Source organism: Paenibacillus polymyxa, assembly GCF_015710975.1.
Classification (GTDB): Bacteria; Bacillota; Bacilli; order Paenibacillales; family Paenibacillaceae; genus Paenibacillus; species Paenibacillus polymyxa.
The window spans coordinates 4,941,914-4,960,037 of the sequence record NZ_CP049783.1; the positions used below are offsets into that span (position 1 = coordinate 4,941,914).

The following is an 18,124-nucleotide window of genomic DNA, read 5'->3' on the forward strand; positions in this document are numbered from 1 at the left end:
ATAAAGTCTGACCTCCCTACCAAGCCTCTTACTAAAAACATAAAATCTATTTCTCCCCATCTCATTCTCTATCTTTCGGACTGGTGAGTACATAATATGCATTTCCTCCAATATTTTGTAGAAGTTTGACATAGTTCTATATATTCGATCTTTGATTAAACACTCCTTTGTTGAAAAAACACCTTTTCTGTCGAATTCTAAAAAAGTATCGAACGGATTTTTTCATGTAAACGTTTGTTGGAAAAGCGTTATTCATCTTCTAAAGTTTGTTTCTGAACAGATAAGCATAGCTGTATCAGTAATGCTATTGCATAAGACTTTTACTTCTCCAGTCAAGTAGGCAACTTTGTGTCACGAAATAATGACACAAAGTTGCCTACTAAAAACAGAAAAATCCTTATAAAATAAGGGTTTCTTTGGTAGGTAACTTTGTGTCGATGTACAGTTGTCCGTTGAAGTTAACTTTATTGCATTAGTGAACTTAAGATTATTGCATAAGTAAAAATGAAGATAAAGTTGTGGCATAAATCATATCATCCATCCTTTATGCAATAACTTTATCTTCAATAATCATCTACTGAATTACAATTGAACTTAGAGTTAATGCATAAAAAAATCTAAATCCATTTTATTAACCGCTGTCTTCAGATCGTCATCTGATAAATGTGTATATATCATCGTTGCCTGTACTGATAAATGACCTAGTTGATCCTTCAGTTTTGGAACATCATTGTTAGCCTTATGATATCTAGTTGCAAGTCTCAAAGCATGCACATTTAAAGACGGTTTACCATAAAGATTAGCATATTTTTGAATTAACTTTTCTATGGATCTTTGAGTAAGTCTTCGTGTGCCTCCTTTTCTTCCAGCCGGGCATGAAGATCATGTGCTCGCTCTCCCACTCGACGTCACTAATCCGGAACAGATCCGAAATGCGGTTGACCATACGATTGAGAAGTTTAAACGTATTGATGTGCTCGTGAACAATGCAGGTATCGGATATTTTAGCTCTGTTGAGGAAAGCGTAGAAGAAGAAACGCGTAAGATGTTCGAAATTAACTTCTGGGGACTCATGCATATTACGAATACTGTACTTCCCTACATGCGCTCACAAAAAAGTGGTCACATTATAAACTTCTCGTCCATTGGCGGTCTAACTTCCTTCCCAACTCTCGGGTATTATCACGCAACAAAATACGCCGTTGAAGGTATTTCCGAAAGTCTTGCGCAAGAACTGGCTCCTTTTAATATTTATGTGACTTTAATGGAGCCAAGCAGTTTTCGTACAGAATGGGGTGGCCGTTCTTCTGCCAAGACTGAGACAAGCATACCTGAGCTTAAAGAATCTATTGTCGGCCATATGCTGCAAGGTATTCAACTTGGTGCTGGTCAAGAAGCTGGAGATCCTGTAAAGGCTGCTGAAGCGGTTATTAAAGTCGTGGAAACAACGAAACCTCCACTTCGTTTGTTGCTTGGTCAACAAGCCTATGATGCAGCAACCTATAAATTTAACAACATGCTTGCCAGCATAGAACAATGGAAAGAAACAACGATAAACGCAGATTACAAATAATAAAATCACATATTGGCAGGATAGCTAATGTATTGTTTCTGCTGCCCTTTTCTGTGTATCCACATCTCATCCTTCATTTAGAGCCAGCTAAATAAATCAAGTTTGCAGCATCCTGTTAAATTTTTAACAAGATGCTGCAGTAACTAATTTACATTCGTGATAATTTTTCCTTTATCTCTTTCCATGTGGCTGTGTACTGGTTCTTTAATATGGTATCATCGATATCTGTGATTGATCCCTGAATAAAATGATTCAATTCATTCATAGAATGGTTTTCTGCCCACTGATTTAATTCCTCTACGACTTCCTGCTGATAAATGACAAGGGAGCCATAAACAGTATCATCAATTCCTTGATGAGCAGGTAATTGTATACTCTCTCCCTGATAACGATCCAAAAGCAGAAGAAGCTTTCCAGGTAGCAGCATTTCTGTTTCTGCCAAGCTACGGGAGAGCATATCTCTGAGATACGGAATATCATCGGTTACACCTGTTCCGGATGTCGCTCGGTGGCTCCCGTAAGATTCTACAGTTCCATCGTCGTAAATGTTCAGGTTGAACGGTTTCTTACTGTCATAAGGAAGTATGCTGTCTTTATCCGGGTCAGTAATAATAATGTGCACTGTTCTTGTGAGGTCTGAAGGCAGTTCTTCTTCCAAAGTATGTCCGAGAACTCCCGGATAGCTGCTATTCAGTCTTGTCGAAAACCCCTCCGGCATTGAACTTCCGTTTTCTTCATAGGTGAATCGTCTTGAAATCTGATCGACTGGAACCAAAACATCAGACGTAACATGATTGATGACCAGAGGACTACTAAAATGATTTGCCAGTGCAACCGGGGAGAATGCTTCCCATCTTGCGATGTCTTCTTTATCCGGAAAATTATCTAAGATCGGCTCAAACATGCCGGATACCATACCTAGAAACGGAATCGGTAAGTCCATCATCGTTTTCAGCATTTCTTTCGCCGTTATCTCCGCAGTGATCATTTTAAACAATCCTTTAAGCATAACCCAGCCCATCTTGTTGTTGTTCAATTGGTTTCCTTCGGGAAAATACTGATAAAAATTAAAGTACACATTAGCAATCGGTGAATTCGCGATCGAAGCATTAATCCCCATTTGCAAAGCGTTAAGCATCAGTGTCGTGTATCCACCTGCGCTGCCCCCAACGAGGGCGATTCTTTGATGATCGACTTCTTCCATATGACGAAGCGTATATAAGGCGGCATTATTGAAAACCAGATCATCATCGGTCAGCTGACCGTTGTATTTATTATCAAATTTCGTCGGTGAAGCAACCATCCACCCTTCAGCTAGATACTTGCGCAATTCCACAGCATCCTCGGTCATTTCATAGTGAGGAATATAGATGACGGGGATCGGCTGCTCCGCATCCTTCGGAATATAGAGCCTCATTTGTCGGGTGTCCACTATATTGTCCTTGCTGATGTATTTTATATCAATGGTTCTCTGCTCAATATTTTCAAGAGGATGAAGTCCTTCTTGGGATTGCGCCTGTTGTGCAAATATCTTATCAATATCTAGTTCACTGCTATCAACTTTTGGAGGGAATAACATATTTTTAATTCTCAGTCCCACGATCAAAAGAATGAATATCAATATACACATGCCTATTATTTTAATCATTTTTCTCATTGAATTCTCCTTGATATTTGTTGAGGATGTCTACTGTCTTGTGTCTTATTTTCCTTGAAGTAATATACCTGATCTGAATAAACTGAAAATAAACTGATATGATGATGCCTATAACCAAATAAAACACAAACGGATATTTTTAACTTAATATTTCTGTTCTGTAGCAATCTTACGAAGTAATTCCAACTCAACTAAAAAAGGACTGGAATCCAGTCCTTTATCAGGTATATAACATTGTTGTAATTGTATATAAAAATAATTCATTGACTTCTAATAACATCCTGCCAGTTCGCATTTTCAAGTAACTCTGCATCGTCACCAAAGAATGCGTTACCCGCTTGTACATCACCTTTCAGCCAATACATAAACCAGGCTGTCATATATCCGTCTGCATGGTTCACCATATCGCTGTGGTCAGTGTTTACGCGCCTAGCCATAACTTTGGTTACCGTATCGGGAATATTGGAATAATTCGTATTAAGTGACCAAAGCGGAGTAATTCCTTGCCCTTCTGTAGCCGTTATGTCTTCTGCAGTTCCCGCATCAAAACCTCCCGTACCAGCAACCATGAAGTAAGGGATTTTGATCTTGGATACGTCGTAACTCCAATCGGTTCCCAATTGGCTTTGCTGTCCCCAGAAGCTTGAAGTGGCGCTTGCCGTAAACATAGCTTTGTAGAAATCACCGTTCTCCTGATTGGTTACGGCATTTATTGTTCCCACGCCTCCCTGCGAATGTCCGCCGATCCCAATGTTATCAACATCAATTTTCCCATAAAAATCACTAGAACTATCTTTATTCAAACTTAACATAAAATTAAGACTGGCTGATGAAGATGCCCCCGTTCTTGAATTTTCATCCTCATTACCTACCACAATAAACCCCCATGAAGCGAGGTGTTTAAAAACAGCTGTGTATTTTGAAGCAGTGGTGCCTGTACCGTTAGCCATGATTACGAGAGGCAGTGCAGATGCACTATCTTTCATGTCGGATGGGTACCAAATCTCATTCTTCTTAAAGGTAGCATTTTCTGAATCAAATTCCTGATAGGAAACCTTATATGGCCCCATTGCAGTATACTGTGTTTCAATTGGCTTGTCAGTCTCAACTAATTTATAATAATATGCATTACGATACCATAGAATCGCAAGAACTCCAACAATAACAACAATTACGATAGCAACTAAAATCAATAAAATTCTTTTTATTATTTTCATAAACTCCACCTCATTAAGCTTTTCATTTTCTTTCATTATTTAACACTTAACTACTTAAATCATGGGCAGAATAACATGCGTATGATTTTGAAAAACTAAGTTTAAAGCAATTGATCACTTTGATATAACCCAACACCTCCATGATTGTTTAAACTGACTGAGCAAGCAGATGAGAATATTGGAACAACAGAACATCCGGGAGTTTGATGAATCGTTATTGCTAGAATTACATTAACATGATTATATAAACTGAAAATAAACAAGAAGCACAATGCCCGTTGTTCATTCCAAACAGATATTGTGATAGAATGCCAGTTCAGTTATTAAAGAGTAACGGAAAGGATTGAGGGGAATGTTTCAAATTCTCGTTGTAGAAGACGATAAAAATACGGCCGAATTAATGAAAACTATCATTGGGTCTGCAGGATACGAGGTGTTTTTGACGGAGAATGGCATCGTGGCATTAGAATTATTAGACAAGCAGCATATTGATTTAATTGTTCTTGATATCATGATGCCTCAAATGGATGGATTCGAGTTGACTCAAACGATCCGCGAGAGCAAAAATGATATTCCTATTCTGATGGTTAGTGCCAAACATTTACCGGCAGACAAACGTAAAGGCTTTATGGCAGGAACAGACGATTACATGGTCAAACCTGTGGACGAAGACGAAATGCTACTTCGGATTAAGGCTTTGCTTCGGCGAGTCAAGATCCAGAATGAACGGAAGCTTCAAATAGGAAAAATCACGCTGCAATACGATGAATTATCGGTGTCAAGAGAGAATGAAGTGCAGACACTGCCGCAGAAGGAATTTTATTTATTGTACAAATTGCTGTCGTACCCAGATAAAATTTTTACCCGTATTCAGTTAATGGATGAAATTTGGGGCATGGACTCTGAAACAAGTGATATCACGTTAAATGTTCACATCAACCGTTTAAGAAAGCGATTTGGCGATTATCCGGAATTTGAAATCATATCCATCCGAGGAATTGGCTATAAGGCGGTAAAACATAGTGAGTAGAAGGATAATAAACTTTATCAGAGAGAGATCTTTACGTGGGTTTGGACTAACTTTTATGTTTACGTTCATTGTGTTGTTTATTTTGCTCATATCCATTTTTCTTTCGTTGGTCATTGTCGTGTTTTTCGTGTATATCGGACTCTACAGTTCCCCTCCTGCCGAAGATCCAAATTCAGGAGGTGGCTTAGTGCTTGTTACATATTTTGGAACAGTGAGTATTCTGGTCAGTATTCTTGCATCGTTGATATTTAGCCGAATCCCGCTCTCTCCCATTCGAAAAGTTATACATGCTTCTGAAGAGCTGGCCAAAGGGAATTTTTCCGTCCGTATTCACCTTAAGGGGCCAAAAGAGTTAAGAAAGTTGAACAGAAGTTTTAATCACATGGCTGAAGAACTCGGTAGTCTTGAAATGCTGCGGTCCGATTTTATTAATAATTTTTCGCATGAATTTAAAACACCGATCGTTTCCTTACGAGGGTACGCGAAAGTTTTGAAAAGAAAAAACTTATCAGATGAGGAACGCAATGAGTATTTGGATATCATCATCAATGAATCGGAACGTTTGGCAGAACTTTCCACAAATGTGCTTCAGTTATCCAAGATCGAAAGCCAAGCCATCATCACTGAGAAAACGACTTTTAACTTAACCGAACACATCCGAACGGTTATTGTATTGTTGGAGCCGAAATGGTCGGCGAAAAATATAAGCTTTCAGTTTGATTCGTCTGAACTGATGGTTACTGCAAATGAAGATATGCTTAGTCAAGTTTGGATCAATCTTCTGGACAATGCCATTAAGTATTCGACTTCGAATTCCGAGATCACAATCGATATGAATTCGAAGATTCAACATGTTAGTATATCTATTCACAACAACGGTCCAGAGATTGATGCCTATCAGCAAAAACACATATTTGATAAATTCTATCAAGGAGATCCTTCTCACGCCTCCCCGGGCAATGGATTGGGTTTAAGTATTGCGCAAAAGATTGTTATACTGCATGGTGGGACGATCCGGGTTGCAAGCTCAGATGACACAGGTACAACTTTTGAAGTGATTCTTCCTTCACCCTAGAAATAATCCCATTTTCTCAGCATCTAAATTGAGAAAATGGGATTATTCACTTCTGGAAAATGTCCAAATCCCAACAACCTCAGGAGATTAATTTTTATTTAAATCACGATTTTTCAGAAGTAAAGTCATCTCTTCTGAAGTTTCCTGCATACCTCTAGCAAACCATTCTTCAATCCATCCGAACAATCCATATGAAAAATAAGCTGCTACATAAGCACCGAAGTTTGGATATTCTGGTTTTGGTCCGAATAGTTCTTTGAGTATTTCCTTCAGCAGATAGAACAATTTCCTTTGGCTAAGAAGCAGATAAAACTCTCTATTTTTACTAAAGTGTCCAAACAAACTCCCCAAAAGTTCATCTTCCGATGTACCACCACTATCTTGATATTCCTTATACCAACTGTCTATTAATTTATAAAGATATTCTTTCAGCACATCTTCTTTTTCATCATAATTCCTGTAAAACGAAACGCGACTTACTTGTGCTGTTGAGGTAAGATCACTGATTGAAATCGCCTTAAGTTCTTTCATTTTCAACAAATCAAGAAGTGATTTTGTAATTTGAAGCTTCACATGTGTGTTTTTCAATCTTTTATCTTCCACGTTACATTTTTTCCTTTCTGTATCATTTTCTATTGATTCATTGATTCTGATTTTAACCAATGATACATTTGTTACACAAAAAATGATACGTCTATTTTATGGAGTTCATACAACGGATGTATTCTAGATAAAGGAGAAAATATGATAACAAAGGACCTCTGATCACTCTTGTTAAAATTGTAGTTGAGCCAATTAAGTGACCAATCGATATCAGCTCCCTAGCGTATAGTTCGGTATGTTGTAAAAAGGCCCAAATTCCGGCACGGAAAAAAGTCTGAACATTAGGATAAAACAACTCAAGGGGTAACATCACGAAGAAATTGATAAGGAGATTAAGAGATGACACTTTCACAAAAACGCATGGTTATTCTGATTTTAGTTATCATCGTAGCTGCCGTTTTGGGCCGTCTTGCAGTGCGGGCATTTATGAATTTTTTGCTCGGCGGTACACTGTTTGGAGGTAACTTCTTATGAAAAATGAGAGAAAAGGCAGAAAAAAAATGTTGTGGGGATCTATTTATGTTGGTGTTTTTATTCTTGTGTTCGCGGCTTCAGCAATCATCAAAATGACATACAATCCACTGTCTGGAGAGATGCAAGTTCATTGGAATGACACCGTTGGGCATGCATATTCAGATATCGCCTATGACGATAAGGAGCAAAATAAATTTGATCTCTATGTTCCAGCAGATAATACAAAGAAAAGCTATGGTCTTGTCGTATATCTCCATGCAGGAGGTTTTTCAACTGGTGACAAGAGTGATGACGCCAATATGCTGAAATGGCTTACTTCAAAAGGTTATGTCGCCGCTGGTATTAATTATACGCTGCGTAATGAAAATAATCCCGAAGCCAGTGTATATACTATGTCACAGGAAATCAAAAAAAGTATTCCAGTTGTAAAAGCGGAAGCGAAAAAGTTAGGCTACAATCTCGATAGAATGGCGATATCCGGTGGCTCGGCAGGTGGAACTTTGGCGCTATTGTATGCTTACCGTGATGCGGACACCTCTCCTATTCCTGTAAAAATGGTATTTGAGATGGTAGGACCACCGAGCTTTTATCCAGAGGACTGGACTACCTACGGTTTGGATCAGAATCCAGAGGCAGCAGCAAACTTATTCAGCGTTATGTCTGGTAACACGATTACAACAGATATGATAGGAAAAGCAAGCTATGATGAAGCAGTCAAAGATATTTCACCGTTTATGTGGATTGATAAAAATTCTGTACCAACGCTAGCTGCCTATGGAAAATACGATAAGGTCGCTCCGTTCGGAACAGTAAAATATCTGATCAACGCACTGGAAAAAAACAATGTTCCCCATGATTATTTCGAGTTTCCTCATTCGGGGCACGGTCTGCAAAATGACAATAAGCTATATTTAAAATATATAGAAAAGTTGAATGAGTACCTGGAACGATATATGGGGAGTGAATAAGACAGATTAGATCCGCTGTTCTGTTTGAGGCAACAAAATGTGCAGATTTAGAGAAGGTACTATTTTTAAAAACTACCTTCTCTACTATCCAAAGTAAAAACGAAAAACTTAAGAATAACCGTCAAAAAAGCAGGTTTATTAATTAAATTTGAAGTTTAATATTTCCTAATTCATTACGCTTAAGGTTACTATTTATATATTACGCTTAACAAGACAATATCTCTTTCAGGTTATACGGCTTCAACATATGTCTGAGCAGGCTTTTCCACCCGTGTTTATCTCTTCTTGAGTCTTTTTGTCATATGAAATGAGAAATCGTACTTCATTATGCTACCTATTCAAGTTAACTACATATGCTTTTTATTTAGATATATAGCTAAACTAATCGGTCTATGCTTACATCAGTTTATTTTCAGTTTATTCAGATCAGGTATAATACTTCAAGGAAACAAGGCAGACAATCCACAAGACCTACGCTAAATTTATAATTTATTGAGAGTTAAGGAGATTTACGTGCATGAAAAAGATGTTGAAAATTACTGGTTGTATTATTTTTATCATTGCAGTACTGATTGCCGCTTTGTTGATTTACTTAGCAAATAATCCTGCCGTTCCGAATAATTATACGGAAACAGTCAAAACAGGCGGCGAGTTGGAAGCAAAGTATATAGCTATGGGTGAGCACGAGGTAAGTTATTTTGAAAGTGCCGCTATGATGTCATTTAAGAAATATGAGATTTTTTATCCAGCGGATATGTCCGAAATGAATAGATCGCTCCCCGTTGTTGTATTTGTCAACGGAACAGGGATCACAGGCTCTAAATATCAAGCACTGCAAAAACATCTTGCCTCTTGGGGGTTTATCACAATTGCCACAGTAAGAAGAGTATGCATGGAATGGGTTTTCCGCTGAAATGTCTGTTCGGTATCTTGAGCTTTTGAATGAATACAAAGATAAAATCAATGGTGGGGATAATGTTTTTTATAAGAAGATAGACCTCGACCATATTGGTATTACCGGACATTCACAGGGCGGCATCGGTGTAATAAACGCTATTACAGATCAGAAGCATTCTGACATCTATAAAGCTGCTGTAATGTTAAGTTCCGCGAAGACTGTGATGAGCGAAGCTCTGCAATGGACATCTAATCCTACGCTCATCAAAGCACCAACTATGATTATTGGTTCCACTGGCAACACAGATGAGCAGATTACACTCTGGAAAGCCTGCAAAAACTTTATAACGACATCCCCAATAATGTCACAAAAGTGATGGCAAGAAGAAATGATGCCGATCATGGGCAAATGCTTTACTATGCAGACGGATATGTAACCGCATGGTTTATGTACTATCTTAATGGCGATACCGAAGCAGGAAACGCATTCTTCGGAGAGAATGCTGAAATTCTATCTAATGCAAACTTGCAGGATATTAAAAAAAAACCATTAAGGGATTTGTGAAAGATTCGTGAGCGGTTTTCCACCCCATACATTTTCGGGCAATGGTTGATTAAATCAAGCGAACGCTCCAAAGCCACATCGGATACTTGGGCAAAGTCTGTGCCTTTAGGAAAGAACGGTACAGTCTAACTTTCAATTTTCGGCATCGCATATGACCGACCAGATGCTGGAGATTACGAAATTTACTCATTCGCATTAACGATTCCAGCCTACTGATTATCCGCATATGCCATAAATCAACAAAGCAAAGCAGCGATACTTCACTCATGGGAAACATCGCTGCTCTAGTGGTTATTTGTAGATGGGTTTAAAGCGTTTTATTCGGAATATGATGTAGGGTAGTTTGTTTATTGACCCTTTAAAGGCTTTGTTTTTAACCTCTGAATAATCTGTCGTTTTCTAAACTTTATATTAGATGCTTCCTCTGCCGAATGGTTATAGGATTTACTAACTCATATTCTCCATTACATACAGGGATAACTCTTTATTATGATCCAAGGGTTATGCCACAGCACACATTTGATAGTTTCGACTGAATTTCTATTCAAAGATCTTTTATAAATATTAATCATCTTACGAATATTCTTATTTTCTTGCCCGATCGGGGAATAGCCATTTTAATTTGTCTCCCACTGAATAATACTGCCCATTACTTCAATGAAAAAAGCAGCCCCTCTTGAACTGCCCTACTGCTAGTCACTTCAACAATAGGGTGAGTTCATTCATGGGCTACCTTATTTACCAAGTAGCTATTCAGCGTTTTTTAAGAATTCAAGCTCTTTGACAATACCCGGAAATAATTTATCTAGATTGTAAAATACCAGCAATAAGATTTGCAGGAGAGCCAAGATAATTGGAACGTAGATAAACATGAAATGAATAGACGCTAGCGCAGTAGCACTGATTGTAGCTTGTCCACCAGCATATCCTCCCAATGCCAGCCCCCAACCGATAAGTGCCGCTCCCAAACCGCCTCCCGCTTTTGTGCCGAAACTACCCGCACTGTACACCAGTCCTTCGGTGCGCATCCCTGTCTTCCATTCGCCATACTCAATGGTATCTGCCAACATGGCAAAGAAGGTTCCGAGAATAGCGGCATGTCCAAGCGCTTTAATAACGAGTCCCAGACAGACCGCCATCAGACTTGTGGGACTGACGGCAATGACAAGCGACCCGACAATAAGGAGGATACTTCCGATAATGGAGGAATTTCGTTTACCGATCCGCTTGACGATGGGGGGCAATAGCATATAACCAAGCAGGGAAGGAAGCAGTAAGGATATGCCGAGCACTCCAATCAGATTGGCGTCTTTTAACACATAACGTGCGTAGTAAATATTCATACCTGTGCCCAGTGCGTTATTTATAAAATAGACCACAGCAAACCCAAGGATCAATTTCCAATACTTATTACGCATCAGCGCTCCAAAAGCGCGTCCAAACGGAATTGGCTTTTGTACAACAGATGGAGTAACCCTTTCTTTGGTACTGAAGAAGGTAACAAGAAATAAGAAGGTTCCGAGCAAGCCAAATATAATAAAGGTGAAAATCCACCCTTTTTGACCGCCGCCGAATGACTTCACTAACGGGAGGGTGAAATAATTAATTAGCAAGGCACCAATATTCGCCAGACTCATACGAAAAATATTAAGCAGAGAACGCTGGTAAGAATCCTGCGTTATCATGGAATTAAGCACACCATAAGGGACATTAATACTGGAATAAATAAAGTTCATCAGCAGATAGGTAACGTAAATGTATAGAATAGTGATCGTCATATTTCCACTTGGAACCGTGAACAAGAGAATTCCAGACAATGCAAATGGCCCGGACATCCACAGTAACCAAGGACGTGCCTTCCCGTGTCTGCTCTTTGTTTTATCGATCAAAGCCCCAATCGCGACATCAATAAACGCATCCAGTACGCGTGCAACTAGCATTAAAGTACCAATGACCCCAGCGCTGATCCCGATTACATCTGTGTAAAAGTAGGACAGAAAAGTCATTGCGGCGGCAAACAGCAACTGGCTGGCAAAATCACCGAATCCATAACCAATTTTTTCTTTCAGCGTAATAATTGAACCGGTTTGCACTGAAGCCTCATTTCCCCTTACAACAATATCGCTTGAACTTCTCATGCTCATGCTCCTTTTCCCTTGTTATTCTCTACAATTCAAGGTTATAAAGAAAACGTTTTCTTAATTATCAAAAAAACAAGCTGAAATACCCTGAATCCAGCCGATTATTGGTAAAAACAACTATGTTCGTCCAAAAAATACTAGAAAACGTTTTCCGGAGTTGATTATACTCTCCTTATAAACCAAGGTCAAGCGCTTTCTTTGCTCTAGAATCTTTGTTAAACTCAATAAACAATTCAATAAACTGATATAATAAATTCAATCCACTTTGAGAACCTATTTTCTAAATAAATACTTGCTTGAAAGTCGGTGTGTACAATGAAAATGACTATAAAAGATGTGGCTCGAATGGCCAACGTCTCCATTTCTACAGTTTCCAGAGTGATCAATAATAGCCAGACGGTCAACAGTGAAATACGCAAACGAGTTCTGGATGTTCTTGAAGCCACTCAATTCCGTCCAAATGCCATAGCACGGACATTGGTAAAGAATAATACATCTTTGATTGGGGTACTTCTGCCCGCGATTAAAAACAACGTTTTTGATGACATGGTTGAAGGCATCAATCAAGTAGCGCATCTATACGGCTTTGATGTCATAATCGCCTTGTCAGGGGGAGACGCGGACTCTGAATTACACTATTACAATATGTTCCGTGAAATGCAGGCGAGCGGAATTATTATATCGGTAAGCGGAATCCGGGATGCGCTATTCGCGCTCATTGAAGCGGCGGGAATTCCCTGCATCCTTGTCGGACGGGATTTCCGAGACCAAACCATTCCTTCCGTGCATGTTGACAACATAACGGCTGCTTTTGAAGCGGTAACTTATCTAATACAGCAGGGTCATCAGGATATCGCGATGCTGCAGGGACCAGCGGGGGATATTTCAGTGAGCAATCAGCGTTTTTTGGGCTATGAACAGGCATTGAAGGCCGCTCACCTGCCAGTACGCCCCGAACGTGTGTTGGAAAGCGGCTTTTCAGTTGAAGATGGCATAACCTCTATGAGAAAACTTTATCATTCAGGCCCACTGCCTAGTGCGGTGTTCTGCGCAACGGACCGAGTTGCCATAGGCGCTATGAACTTTCTGGCTGAAAATGGGGTGAAAATACCTGAACAGGTCTCTTTCTTCGGATTTGACGACATTGACATGGCTACAATAATCCGGCCTAAATTGTCAACTGTCCGATATTCAGCATCCGAACTTGGCATGGTCGCCGCCCGCAATCTCATTAAGCTTATTAGAGGAGAAGAATTGGCGGCTGTCCACTGGTCCATATCTCATCAGTTAGAAATTCGGGACAGCAGTACAAAACTTGGAGTATCCTAACCTTTGATGCTCCTACGGGTTGCGGGAAATGCTAAACCGGCAGGGGTGGTCTTTTCAGCGAATCCAACGCCGAATAATGGAAACGTTCTCTTGCAGACTTTTTCGCAAAAGGGCATGATTGGAGATACGCAGAAACCAGGCTCGGTTTAAAATTGGCTATCATGTAGATGGGCATTTCCGGGGAAAGTCGCTATTGCCAGACTCGCTCGTATTCAATTTTCTTTTCGATAGCAGTCAGATTAACTATCAATAAGAAAAGGTTGCTTTCTAAGTCAATACAAGGACTCAGAAAGCAACCTTTTCTTCGAGTTATTAAGCTTGCCAAATATCTTTCAATTTCCAGTATGTCAACTCATTTACTAGAGCCTCTCCGCCCTCCGTTACGAGTTCTATGCCTAGCAGTTTTTCACTCGAATAGATGCGACTTGTCATCGTAGCTTGCCCTTCATTAGCAAATATTTCAATGGATGAGCGATCCAGATATACATGTAACGTCAGTTGCCCCTCTGCACTTAAGGCTGTTTGACGTACTCCATCCGTCTTTTTGCCTGATTTAGAACAATCAAGCATAAGTTTCTGACCCGGGATAGAATAAGTGATAACCGTTTCCTCCTCACCTGTACCGCGAAGCTTCAAGCCTACCAGATCTGCACTTGACTTCGTCAGGTCGAACACGACCTTCACTTCAAGCAGATCCGCTTCAACTTCCGTCAAGTAACTTCCAGAAATAGCGCAATATTGGTGCAAAACATGTTCGCTTTGACGAAGCAACTTCATTTCCTCTACTGGGTTCATCAGCAATTTATTATTGGCACCCAGCGTAATTACACGTGGGATCGTCAATGCTCCGGACCAGCCGTCTGCTTTCGTCGGCATATCCGATTCCCACATATCCATCCAACCAATCGCAATGCGGCGACCTTGATCATCTAGAAAAGTTTGAACCGCATAGAAGTCATGACCATTATCCAACTCGATGAACTCTCCATGTTTATATTCATTACTATCATAATTATATTCGCCAACATAATATCCCGTCTGGAACAAATTATTGTACTTATCTCCTTGCGCATCAATGCCTTGCGGGGAGAACATAAATATATGCTTACCGTTCAGTTCAAAGAAATCAGGGCACTCCCACATGAAGCCCATATTCTTATCTCCCTGCAGAAGCACACCATGATAGGTCCAAGTTCTAAGATCAGGAGATGTATATAGAATAACACGCGGCAGATCTTCTTTCGTGCTGTTACCTAGGATCATGTACCATGTATCCTCATGCTTCCATACCTTCGGATCACGGAAATGCTGTGAGCTATCTGTTGGAGGTTCAGCGATTACGGGATTCTGCCCTAGTTTTGTAAAATGAATGCCATCTGTACTTACTGCCACATTTTGATTTTGGAAAAAGATATTGTTTGGTTGATCAATATAGTGATGGCCAGTATAGATTAATGTCAATTCGCCGTTATTATCTACTGCGCTTCCTGAGAAGCAGCCATCAAGGTCACATGCATCTCCAGGCGCTAATGCAATCGGACAATGCTCCCAGTGTACAAGGTCTTTACTCTTCACGTGACCCCAATGCATTGGACCCCAGTTCTCATCATAAGGATGATGCTGATAGAAGGCGTGATATTCACCTTTAAATTGGATTAATCCATTGGGGTCGTTAATCCAGTTTGCTGGTGCCATAATATGATAACCTAACCGGTACCGCTTGTTCATTTTTGCTTCTGCCTGTTTCAATGCTTCCTCAGCTTGCTTTGTATTGTTATTATATGTGTTCATTTGTCTTCCTCCTATGCTGTTTCAATATGCTTGTTAGGCTTGGGATCCAGATTTTTCGGTTCTTTCTTTAAGGTAAAGATTGAGATTGTTGTAAAGACAAATACGAATACACCCATAATCACGTACGTATTTGCAAAACCTCTAATGTCATAAGACATACCGGCGATTGGCGAGAAGATCGAAGCTCCTACCTGACTCATAAACTGGAATCCCACCAGATACAAGATCGAAGACAGACGCGTATCGAAATTAGCAGCCAAGTACTTAAATACGGCAATCAGCATGATTGGCAGTTCCAATGCGTGAATCAATTTCATAGCTGAGATACCATAAGGTCCAATAACTAAGCCTGAACCCATGATCCGGAATGCCATCAAGAATCCTGCCAATATCAGACCCTTTTTTGCTCCAATTTTGTTGACAATGAAAGGCGCTAAGAACATCATGCCTGCTTCCAAGAACACTTGTAGGGAATTTAAGTAACCATAAACTTGATTGCCTAATGCAACCGTTGAGAACGTCGATGAAAAGTAATTTGGGAACTGTTGGTCATACACATTGTAAATACAGGTAACGCCAAGAACATATAAAATGAAGAACCACAATTGCTTATTTGCAAACAAATAGCCGATTTGCTTAAAGTTAACAGATTCTGCTCGCTCCATTTCGGAATCTGTCATTTCAACTTTAATTGTCATCATAATGATAAACAGAATGACAGCAGATACTGATGCAATCCAGAAGTTAATGTTAGGGTTGATATTGAAGAGCTGACCAGCGAAAAATGTTGCTGCTGCCCAACCTAGCGAGCCCCACATACGAGATTTCCCGTATTCAAATTCATATTTTCGGCTGATTTTCTCGACATAAGATTCAATAGCTCCGATCCCTGCCAAAAAAGCAATACCCAAGTAAAAGCCACCTACAATGGCGCCGAGAAATACATTGTATTGAAGTAACGGCCCATAGATAAAGATATAGAAAGGACCAACAAATAAGAGCAAAGAACTGATTAGAAATAAAATATGCTTCTTCAATCCGATTTTATCAGATATATAGCCATAAAGCGGTTGCATACATAGCGCAAAGATAGCGTTTACAGTAAAGATAACACCTGTTTCAGCACCATTTAGACTGATTTCTTGTCCTAGCCAGATGGAGAACAATGAATAACTTGCTGACCAAGTAAAGAAGAAAAAGAAGAAATAGGCACTTAGTTTCCAGTACATGCTCTTTGACTTTCTCATATCGAACGCTCCTCTTAGTTGAACATTTAATGTAAATGAAAGCACTTTCGTATTTACAGACTGATTATATGTCAACCGCTTTCATATGTCAACCGCTTGACATATTTTCGAAAGAAAAAGAGCTCTCCTCTTTGATTTCAATTACTCTAATAAGGATAGCTCCATCTTATATCACAATGCTGAAAACTATGGGAATTGTATTAAGCTGTACTAGCTTCAATGAGTTTCACGGGTAGATAGGTTTCTCGCGGGACATCACTGAAGCCACCTTCAATTTCTTTAATAAGTAACTCTATGGAAGATCTCGCGATCTCCTGTATTGGTTGCTGAATGGTTGTCAATTCAGGGAGAAGATTGCGGGTTGTTTCTGTTCCGTCATATCCAACTACGCGGATATCTTCAGGAACCCGTTTTCCTCTTCTTCTTGCTTCAGCAATAAAAGACGCTGCCACCATGTCATTACTCGCGAACAATCCATCTACTTCAGGATGTTCATCGAGCAAGCGTTTAATCGGTTCATCGTGATTCTGTTGGTGAAAGGGATCATGTACTTCATAGGTAATTGCCTCTCGACTATACTGCTCCATCACATCTTCATATGCTTTTCTTCTTAAACTTGCTGGTGTTTCCAATTCAACAGGGCCATTTATGTGTAAGATATGCTTGCACCCCTTTTCAATAAGCAGCTCTGATGCCAGTTTTCCACCCATATAATTATCCGATCCTACAACTGGGATTGAATCGGATAGGAAACGGTCGATCGCAATAACTGCAATATTCTTCTGTTCATAATTTACGATACCTCGGTTGTGTGTACCGACGATAATACCGTCAACTTGATTTCGCATAAGCATATCTACATAAGACTCTTCTTTATCCAGCTGATTTAAGCTGTTACATAGCAACAGCTTATAGCCTAATGACGCACAAATATTCTCTATATGGAAAGTCAGCTCTCCGAAAAATGGGTTGCTCGTAGTTGGAATGATTAATCCAATCAGATTTGTCCGTTTAGTAAATAATGACCGAGCTACATCATTAGGAAAATAATTTAGCTCCTGCATCGCTTTATGAACTTGATCCTTCGTTTCTTGACTGATATAGCCACGATTATTAAGTACGCGAGAAACCGTAGTCGGTGAAACTCCAGCTAATTGTGCAACATCGTTAAGTTTTGGTTTCATTGATTCAACCTGCCTTCTCTTCATGCCAAGTCTCCAATTATTCTATTATTTTAACATTGTTAAACGTGAAAAAACATGTCTTCATCATTCCGCGCTGTATATGCAATGACATCATTTTAACCATTATTATTCATCATATTTCAATAATATATGTTCCTGTCTCTCCTCGAGAATATTGTATACACTATGTAGTATGTATGAGGTAGTGAATAAACTTGGTTGAAATATCATCTAGAAACTTATGGATAAATGTATCTATTAAAGTGTATACACCCCGATATTTTTCTCATTTTATATGGACTAATATGTGAATTTACCGTAGTGAAAAGAATCTCACATGTGATTTCGTAAAAGTCGTTGTCGCAGGACATTA

The 18,124-nt window shown here is 39.5% G+C and carries 16 protein-coding genes and 2 pseudogenes; 9 read left to right on the forward strand and 9 right to left on the reverse strand.

Features of this window, described 5'->3' with window-relative positions:
- Positions 1–600: 600 nt before the first annotated feature.
- A pseudogene (locus G7035_RS22675) lies at positions 601–879 on the reverse strand (tyrosine-type recombinase/integrase); the annotation flags it as partial.
- Here G7035_RS22675 and G7035_RS22680 point away from each other — a divergent pair.
- The gene (locus G7035_RS22680; protein WP_019687299.1) at positions 851–1,573 is read left to right on the forward strand and encodes an oxidoreductase; all 723 of its coding nucleotides are present in this window, start codon (positions 851–853) and stop codon (positions 1,571–1,573) included. The pseudogene G7035_RS22675 and the gene G7035_RS22680 sit on opposite strands and share 29 nt — an antisense overlap.
- 148 nt (positions 1,574–1,721) lie before the next feature.
- Here G7035_RS22680 and G7035_RS22685 read toward each other — a convergent pair whose 3' ends face one another.
- Both G7035_RS22685 and G7035_RS22690 read right to left on the reverse strand, forming a co-directional pair.
- Complete coding sequence (locus tag G7035_RS22685; RefSeq protein ID WP_019687298.1) at positions 1,722–3,230, reverse strand: alpha/beta hydrolase family protein; 1,509 nt, start codon at positions 3,228–3,230, stop codon at positions 1,722–1,724.
- A 260-nt stretch (positions 3,231–3,490) separates the two neighbouring features.
- On the reverse strand, positions 3,491–4,483 hold the full coding sequence (locus tag G7035_RS22690; protein WP_019687297.1) for a poly(ethylene terephthalate) hydrolase family protein: 993 nt from the start codon (positions 4,481–4,483) through the stop codon (positions 3,491–3,493).
- A 316-nt stretch (positions 4,484–4,799) separates the two neighbouring features.
- On the opposite strand from G7035_RS22690, the gene G7035_RS22695 reads away from it, so the two are divergent.
- On the forward strand, positions 4,800–5,477 hold the full coding sequence (locus G7035_RS22695) for a response regulator transcription factor (protein ID WP_019687296.1): 678 nt from the start codon (positions 4,800–4,802) through the stop codon (positions 5,475–5,477).
- Between the two features lie 187 nt (positions 5,478–5,664).
- A complete protein-coding gene (locus tag G7035_RS22700; protein WP_230877800.1) occupies positions 5,665–6,552 on the forward strand; it encodes a HAMP domain-containing sensor histidine kinase in 888 nt (295 codons plus the stop codon).
- Positions 6,553–6,639: 87 nt separating this feature from the next.
- Here the strand turns inward: G7035_RS22700 and G7035_RS22705 are convergent, their stop codons facing one another.
- Positions 6,640–7,155: a TetR/AcrR family transcriptional regulator gene (locus tag G7035_RS22705; RefSeq protein WP_019687294.1), complete on the reverse strand. Its 516-nt coding sequence runs from the start codon at positions 7,153–7,155 to the stop codon at positions 6,640–6,642.
- A gap of 339 nt (positions 7,156–7,494) precedes the next feature.
- Between G7035_RS22705 and G7035_RS27750 the strand changes: the two genes are divergently transcribed.
- The 5 genes from G7035_RS27750 to G7035_RS27560 all read left to right on the forward strand — a co-directional run bounded on the left by G7035_RS27750 (position 7,495) and on the right by G7035_RS27560 (position 10,059).
- Positions 7,495–7,629 carry a hypothetical protein gene (locus tag G7035_RS27750; RefSeq protein WP_016820903.1) on the forward strand — a complete coding sequence of 45 codons (135 nt, stop codon included), beginning with the start codon at positions 7,495–7,497 and terminating at the stop codon, positions 7,627–7,629.
- On the forward strand, positions 7,626–8,597 hold the full coding sequence (locus G7035_RS22710; RefSeq protein WP_019687293.1) for an alpha/beta hydrolase: 972 nt from the start codon (positions 7,626–7,628) through the stop codon (positions 8,595–8,597). Before G7035_RS27750 ends, G7035_RS22710 begins: the two co-directional genes overlap by 4 nt.
- Positions 8,598–9,114: 517 nt before the next feature.
- Positions 9,115–9,510, forward strand: coding sequence for a hypothetical protein (locus tag G7035_RS22715; protein WP_019687292.1), 396 nt, complete (start codon positions 9,115–9,117; stop codon positions 9,508–9,510).
- 25 nt (positions 9,511–9,535) lie between these two features.
- Positions 9,536–9,871, forward strand: a complete 336-nt coding sequence (locus G7035_RS27555; protein ID WP_230877801.1) for an alpha/beta hydrolase family protein — start codon at positions 9,536–9,538, stop codon at positions 9,869–9,871.
- Positions 9,871–10,059 (forward strand): hypothetical protein, encoded by a 189-nt coding sequence (locus G7035_RS27560; RefSeq protein WP_019687290.1) that lies wholly within the window; start codon positions 9,871–9,873, stop codon positions 10,057–10,059. Before G7035_RS27555 ends, G7035_RS27560 begins: the two co-directional genes overlap by 1 nt.
- Here G7035_RS27560 and G7035_RS27960 read toward each other — a convergent pair.
- Both G7035_RS27960 and G7035_RS22725 read right to left on the reverse strand, forming a co-directional pair.
- Positions 10,031–10,175: pseudogene (locus G7035_RS27960) on the reverse strand (IS30 family transposase); the annotation flags it as partial. The gene G7035_RS27560 and the pseudogene G7035_RS27960 overlap by 29 nt on opposite strands.
- A 633-nt stretch (positions 10,176–10,808) precedes the next feature.
- Positions 10,809–12,197: an MFS transporter gene (locus G7035_RS22725; RefSeq protein ID WP_019687289.1), complete on the reverse strand. Its 1,389-nt coding sequence runs from the start codon at positions 12,195–12,197 to the stop codon at positions 10,809–10,811.
- Positions 12,198–12,545: 348 nt separating this feature from the next.
- Here G7035_RS22725 and G7035_RS22730 point away from each other — a divergent pair, with 348 nt between their 5' ends.
- The gene (locus tag G7035_RS22730; protein WP_019687288.1) at positions 12,546–13,529 is read left to right on the forward strand and encodes a LacI family DNA-binding transcriptional regulator; all 984 of its coding nucleotides are present in this window, start codon (positions 12,546–12,548) and stop codon (positions 13,527–13,529) included.
- Between the two features lie 312 nt (positions 13,530–13,841).
- Here G7035_RS22730 and G7035_RS22735 read toward each other — a convergent pair whose 3' ends face one another.
- The 3 genes from G7035_RS22735 to G7035_RS22745 form a co-directional block, all read right to left on the reverse strand.
- Positions 13,842–15,320 carry a glycoside hydrolase family 32 protein gene (locus G7035_RS22735; RefSeq protein ID WP_019687286.1) on the reverse strand — a complete coding sequence of 493 codons (1,479 nt, stop codon included), beginning with the start codon at positions 15,318–15,320 and terminating at the stop codon, positions 13,842–13,844.
- An 11-nt stretch (positions 15,321–15,331) separates the two neighbouring features.
- Entirely contained in the window at positions 15,332–16,567 is a 1,236-nt protein-coding gene (locus G7035_RS22740) for an MFS transporter (protein WP_019687285.1), read from the reverse strand.
- Positions 16,568–16,767: 200 nt separating this feature from the next.
- Complete coding sequence (locus G7035_RS22745; protein ID WP_029515032.1) at positions 16,768–17,751, reverse strand: LacI family DNA-binding transcriptional regulator; 984 nt, start codon at positions 17,749–17,751, stop codon at positions 16,768–16,770.
- Between the last annotated feature and the right edge of the window lie 373 nt (positions 17,752–18,124).

Excerpts from the sequence above, each read along its gene's own strand:
- G7035_RS22685 (WP_019687298.1), bottom strand. The coding sequence starts at position 3,230 with ATGAGAAAAATGATTAAAATAATAGGCATGTGTATATTGATATTCATT.
- G7035_RS22690 (WP_019687297.1), bottom strand. The coding sequence starts at position 4,483 with ATGAAAGAAAATGAAAAGCTTAATGAGGTGGAGTTTATGAAAATAATA.
- G7035_RS22695 (WP_019687296.1), top strand. The coding sequence starts at position 4,800 with ATGTTTCAAATTCTCGTTGTAGAAGACGATAAAAATACGGCCGAATTA.
- G7035_RS27750 (WP_016820903.1), top strand. The coding sequence starts at position 7,495 with ATGACACTTTCACAAAAACGCATGGTTATTCTGATTTTAGTTATCATC.
- G7035_RS22710 (WP_019687293.1), top strand. The coding sequence starts at position 7,626 with ATGAAAAATGAGAGAAAAGGCAGAAAAAAAATGTTGTGGGGATCTATT.
- G7035_RS22715 (WP_019687292.1), top strand. The coding sequence starts at position 9,115 with ATGAAAAAGATGTTGAAAATTACTGGTTGTATTATTTTTATCATTGCA.
- G7035_RS27560 (WP_019687290.1), top strand. The coding sequence starts at position 9,871 with ATGGCAAGAAGAAATGATGCCGATCATGGGCAAATGCTTTACTATGCA.
- G7035_RS22725 (WP_019687289.1), bottom strand. The coding sequence starts at position 12,197 with ATGAGAAGTTCAAGCGATATTGTTGTAAGGGGAAATGAGGCTTCAGTG.
- G7035_RS22730 (WP_019687288.1), top strand. The coding sequence starts at position 12,546 with ATGGCCAACGTCTCCATTTCTACAGTTTCCAGAGTGATCAATAATAGC.
- G7035_RS22735 (WP_019687286.1), bottom strand. The coding sequence starts at position 15,320 with ATGAACACATATAATAACAATACAAAGCAAGCTGAGGAAGCATTGAAA.
- G7035_RS22740 (WP_019687285.1), bottom strand. The coding sequence starts at position 16,567 with ATGAGAAAGTCAAAGAGCATGTACTGGAAACTAAGTGCCTATTTCTTC.
- G7035_RS22745 (WP_029515032.1), bottom strand. The coding sequence starts at position 17,751 with ATGAAACCAAAACTTAACGATGTTGCACAATTAGCTGGAGTTTCACCG.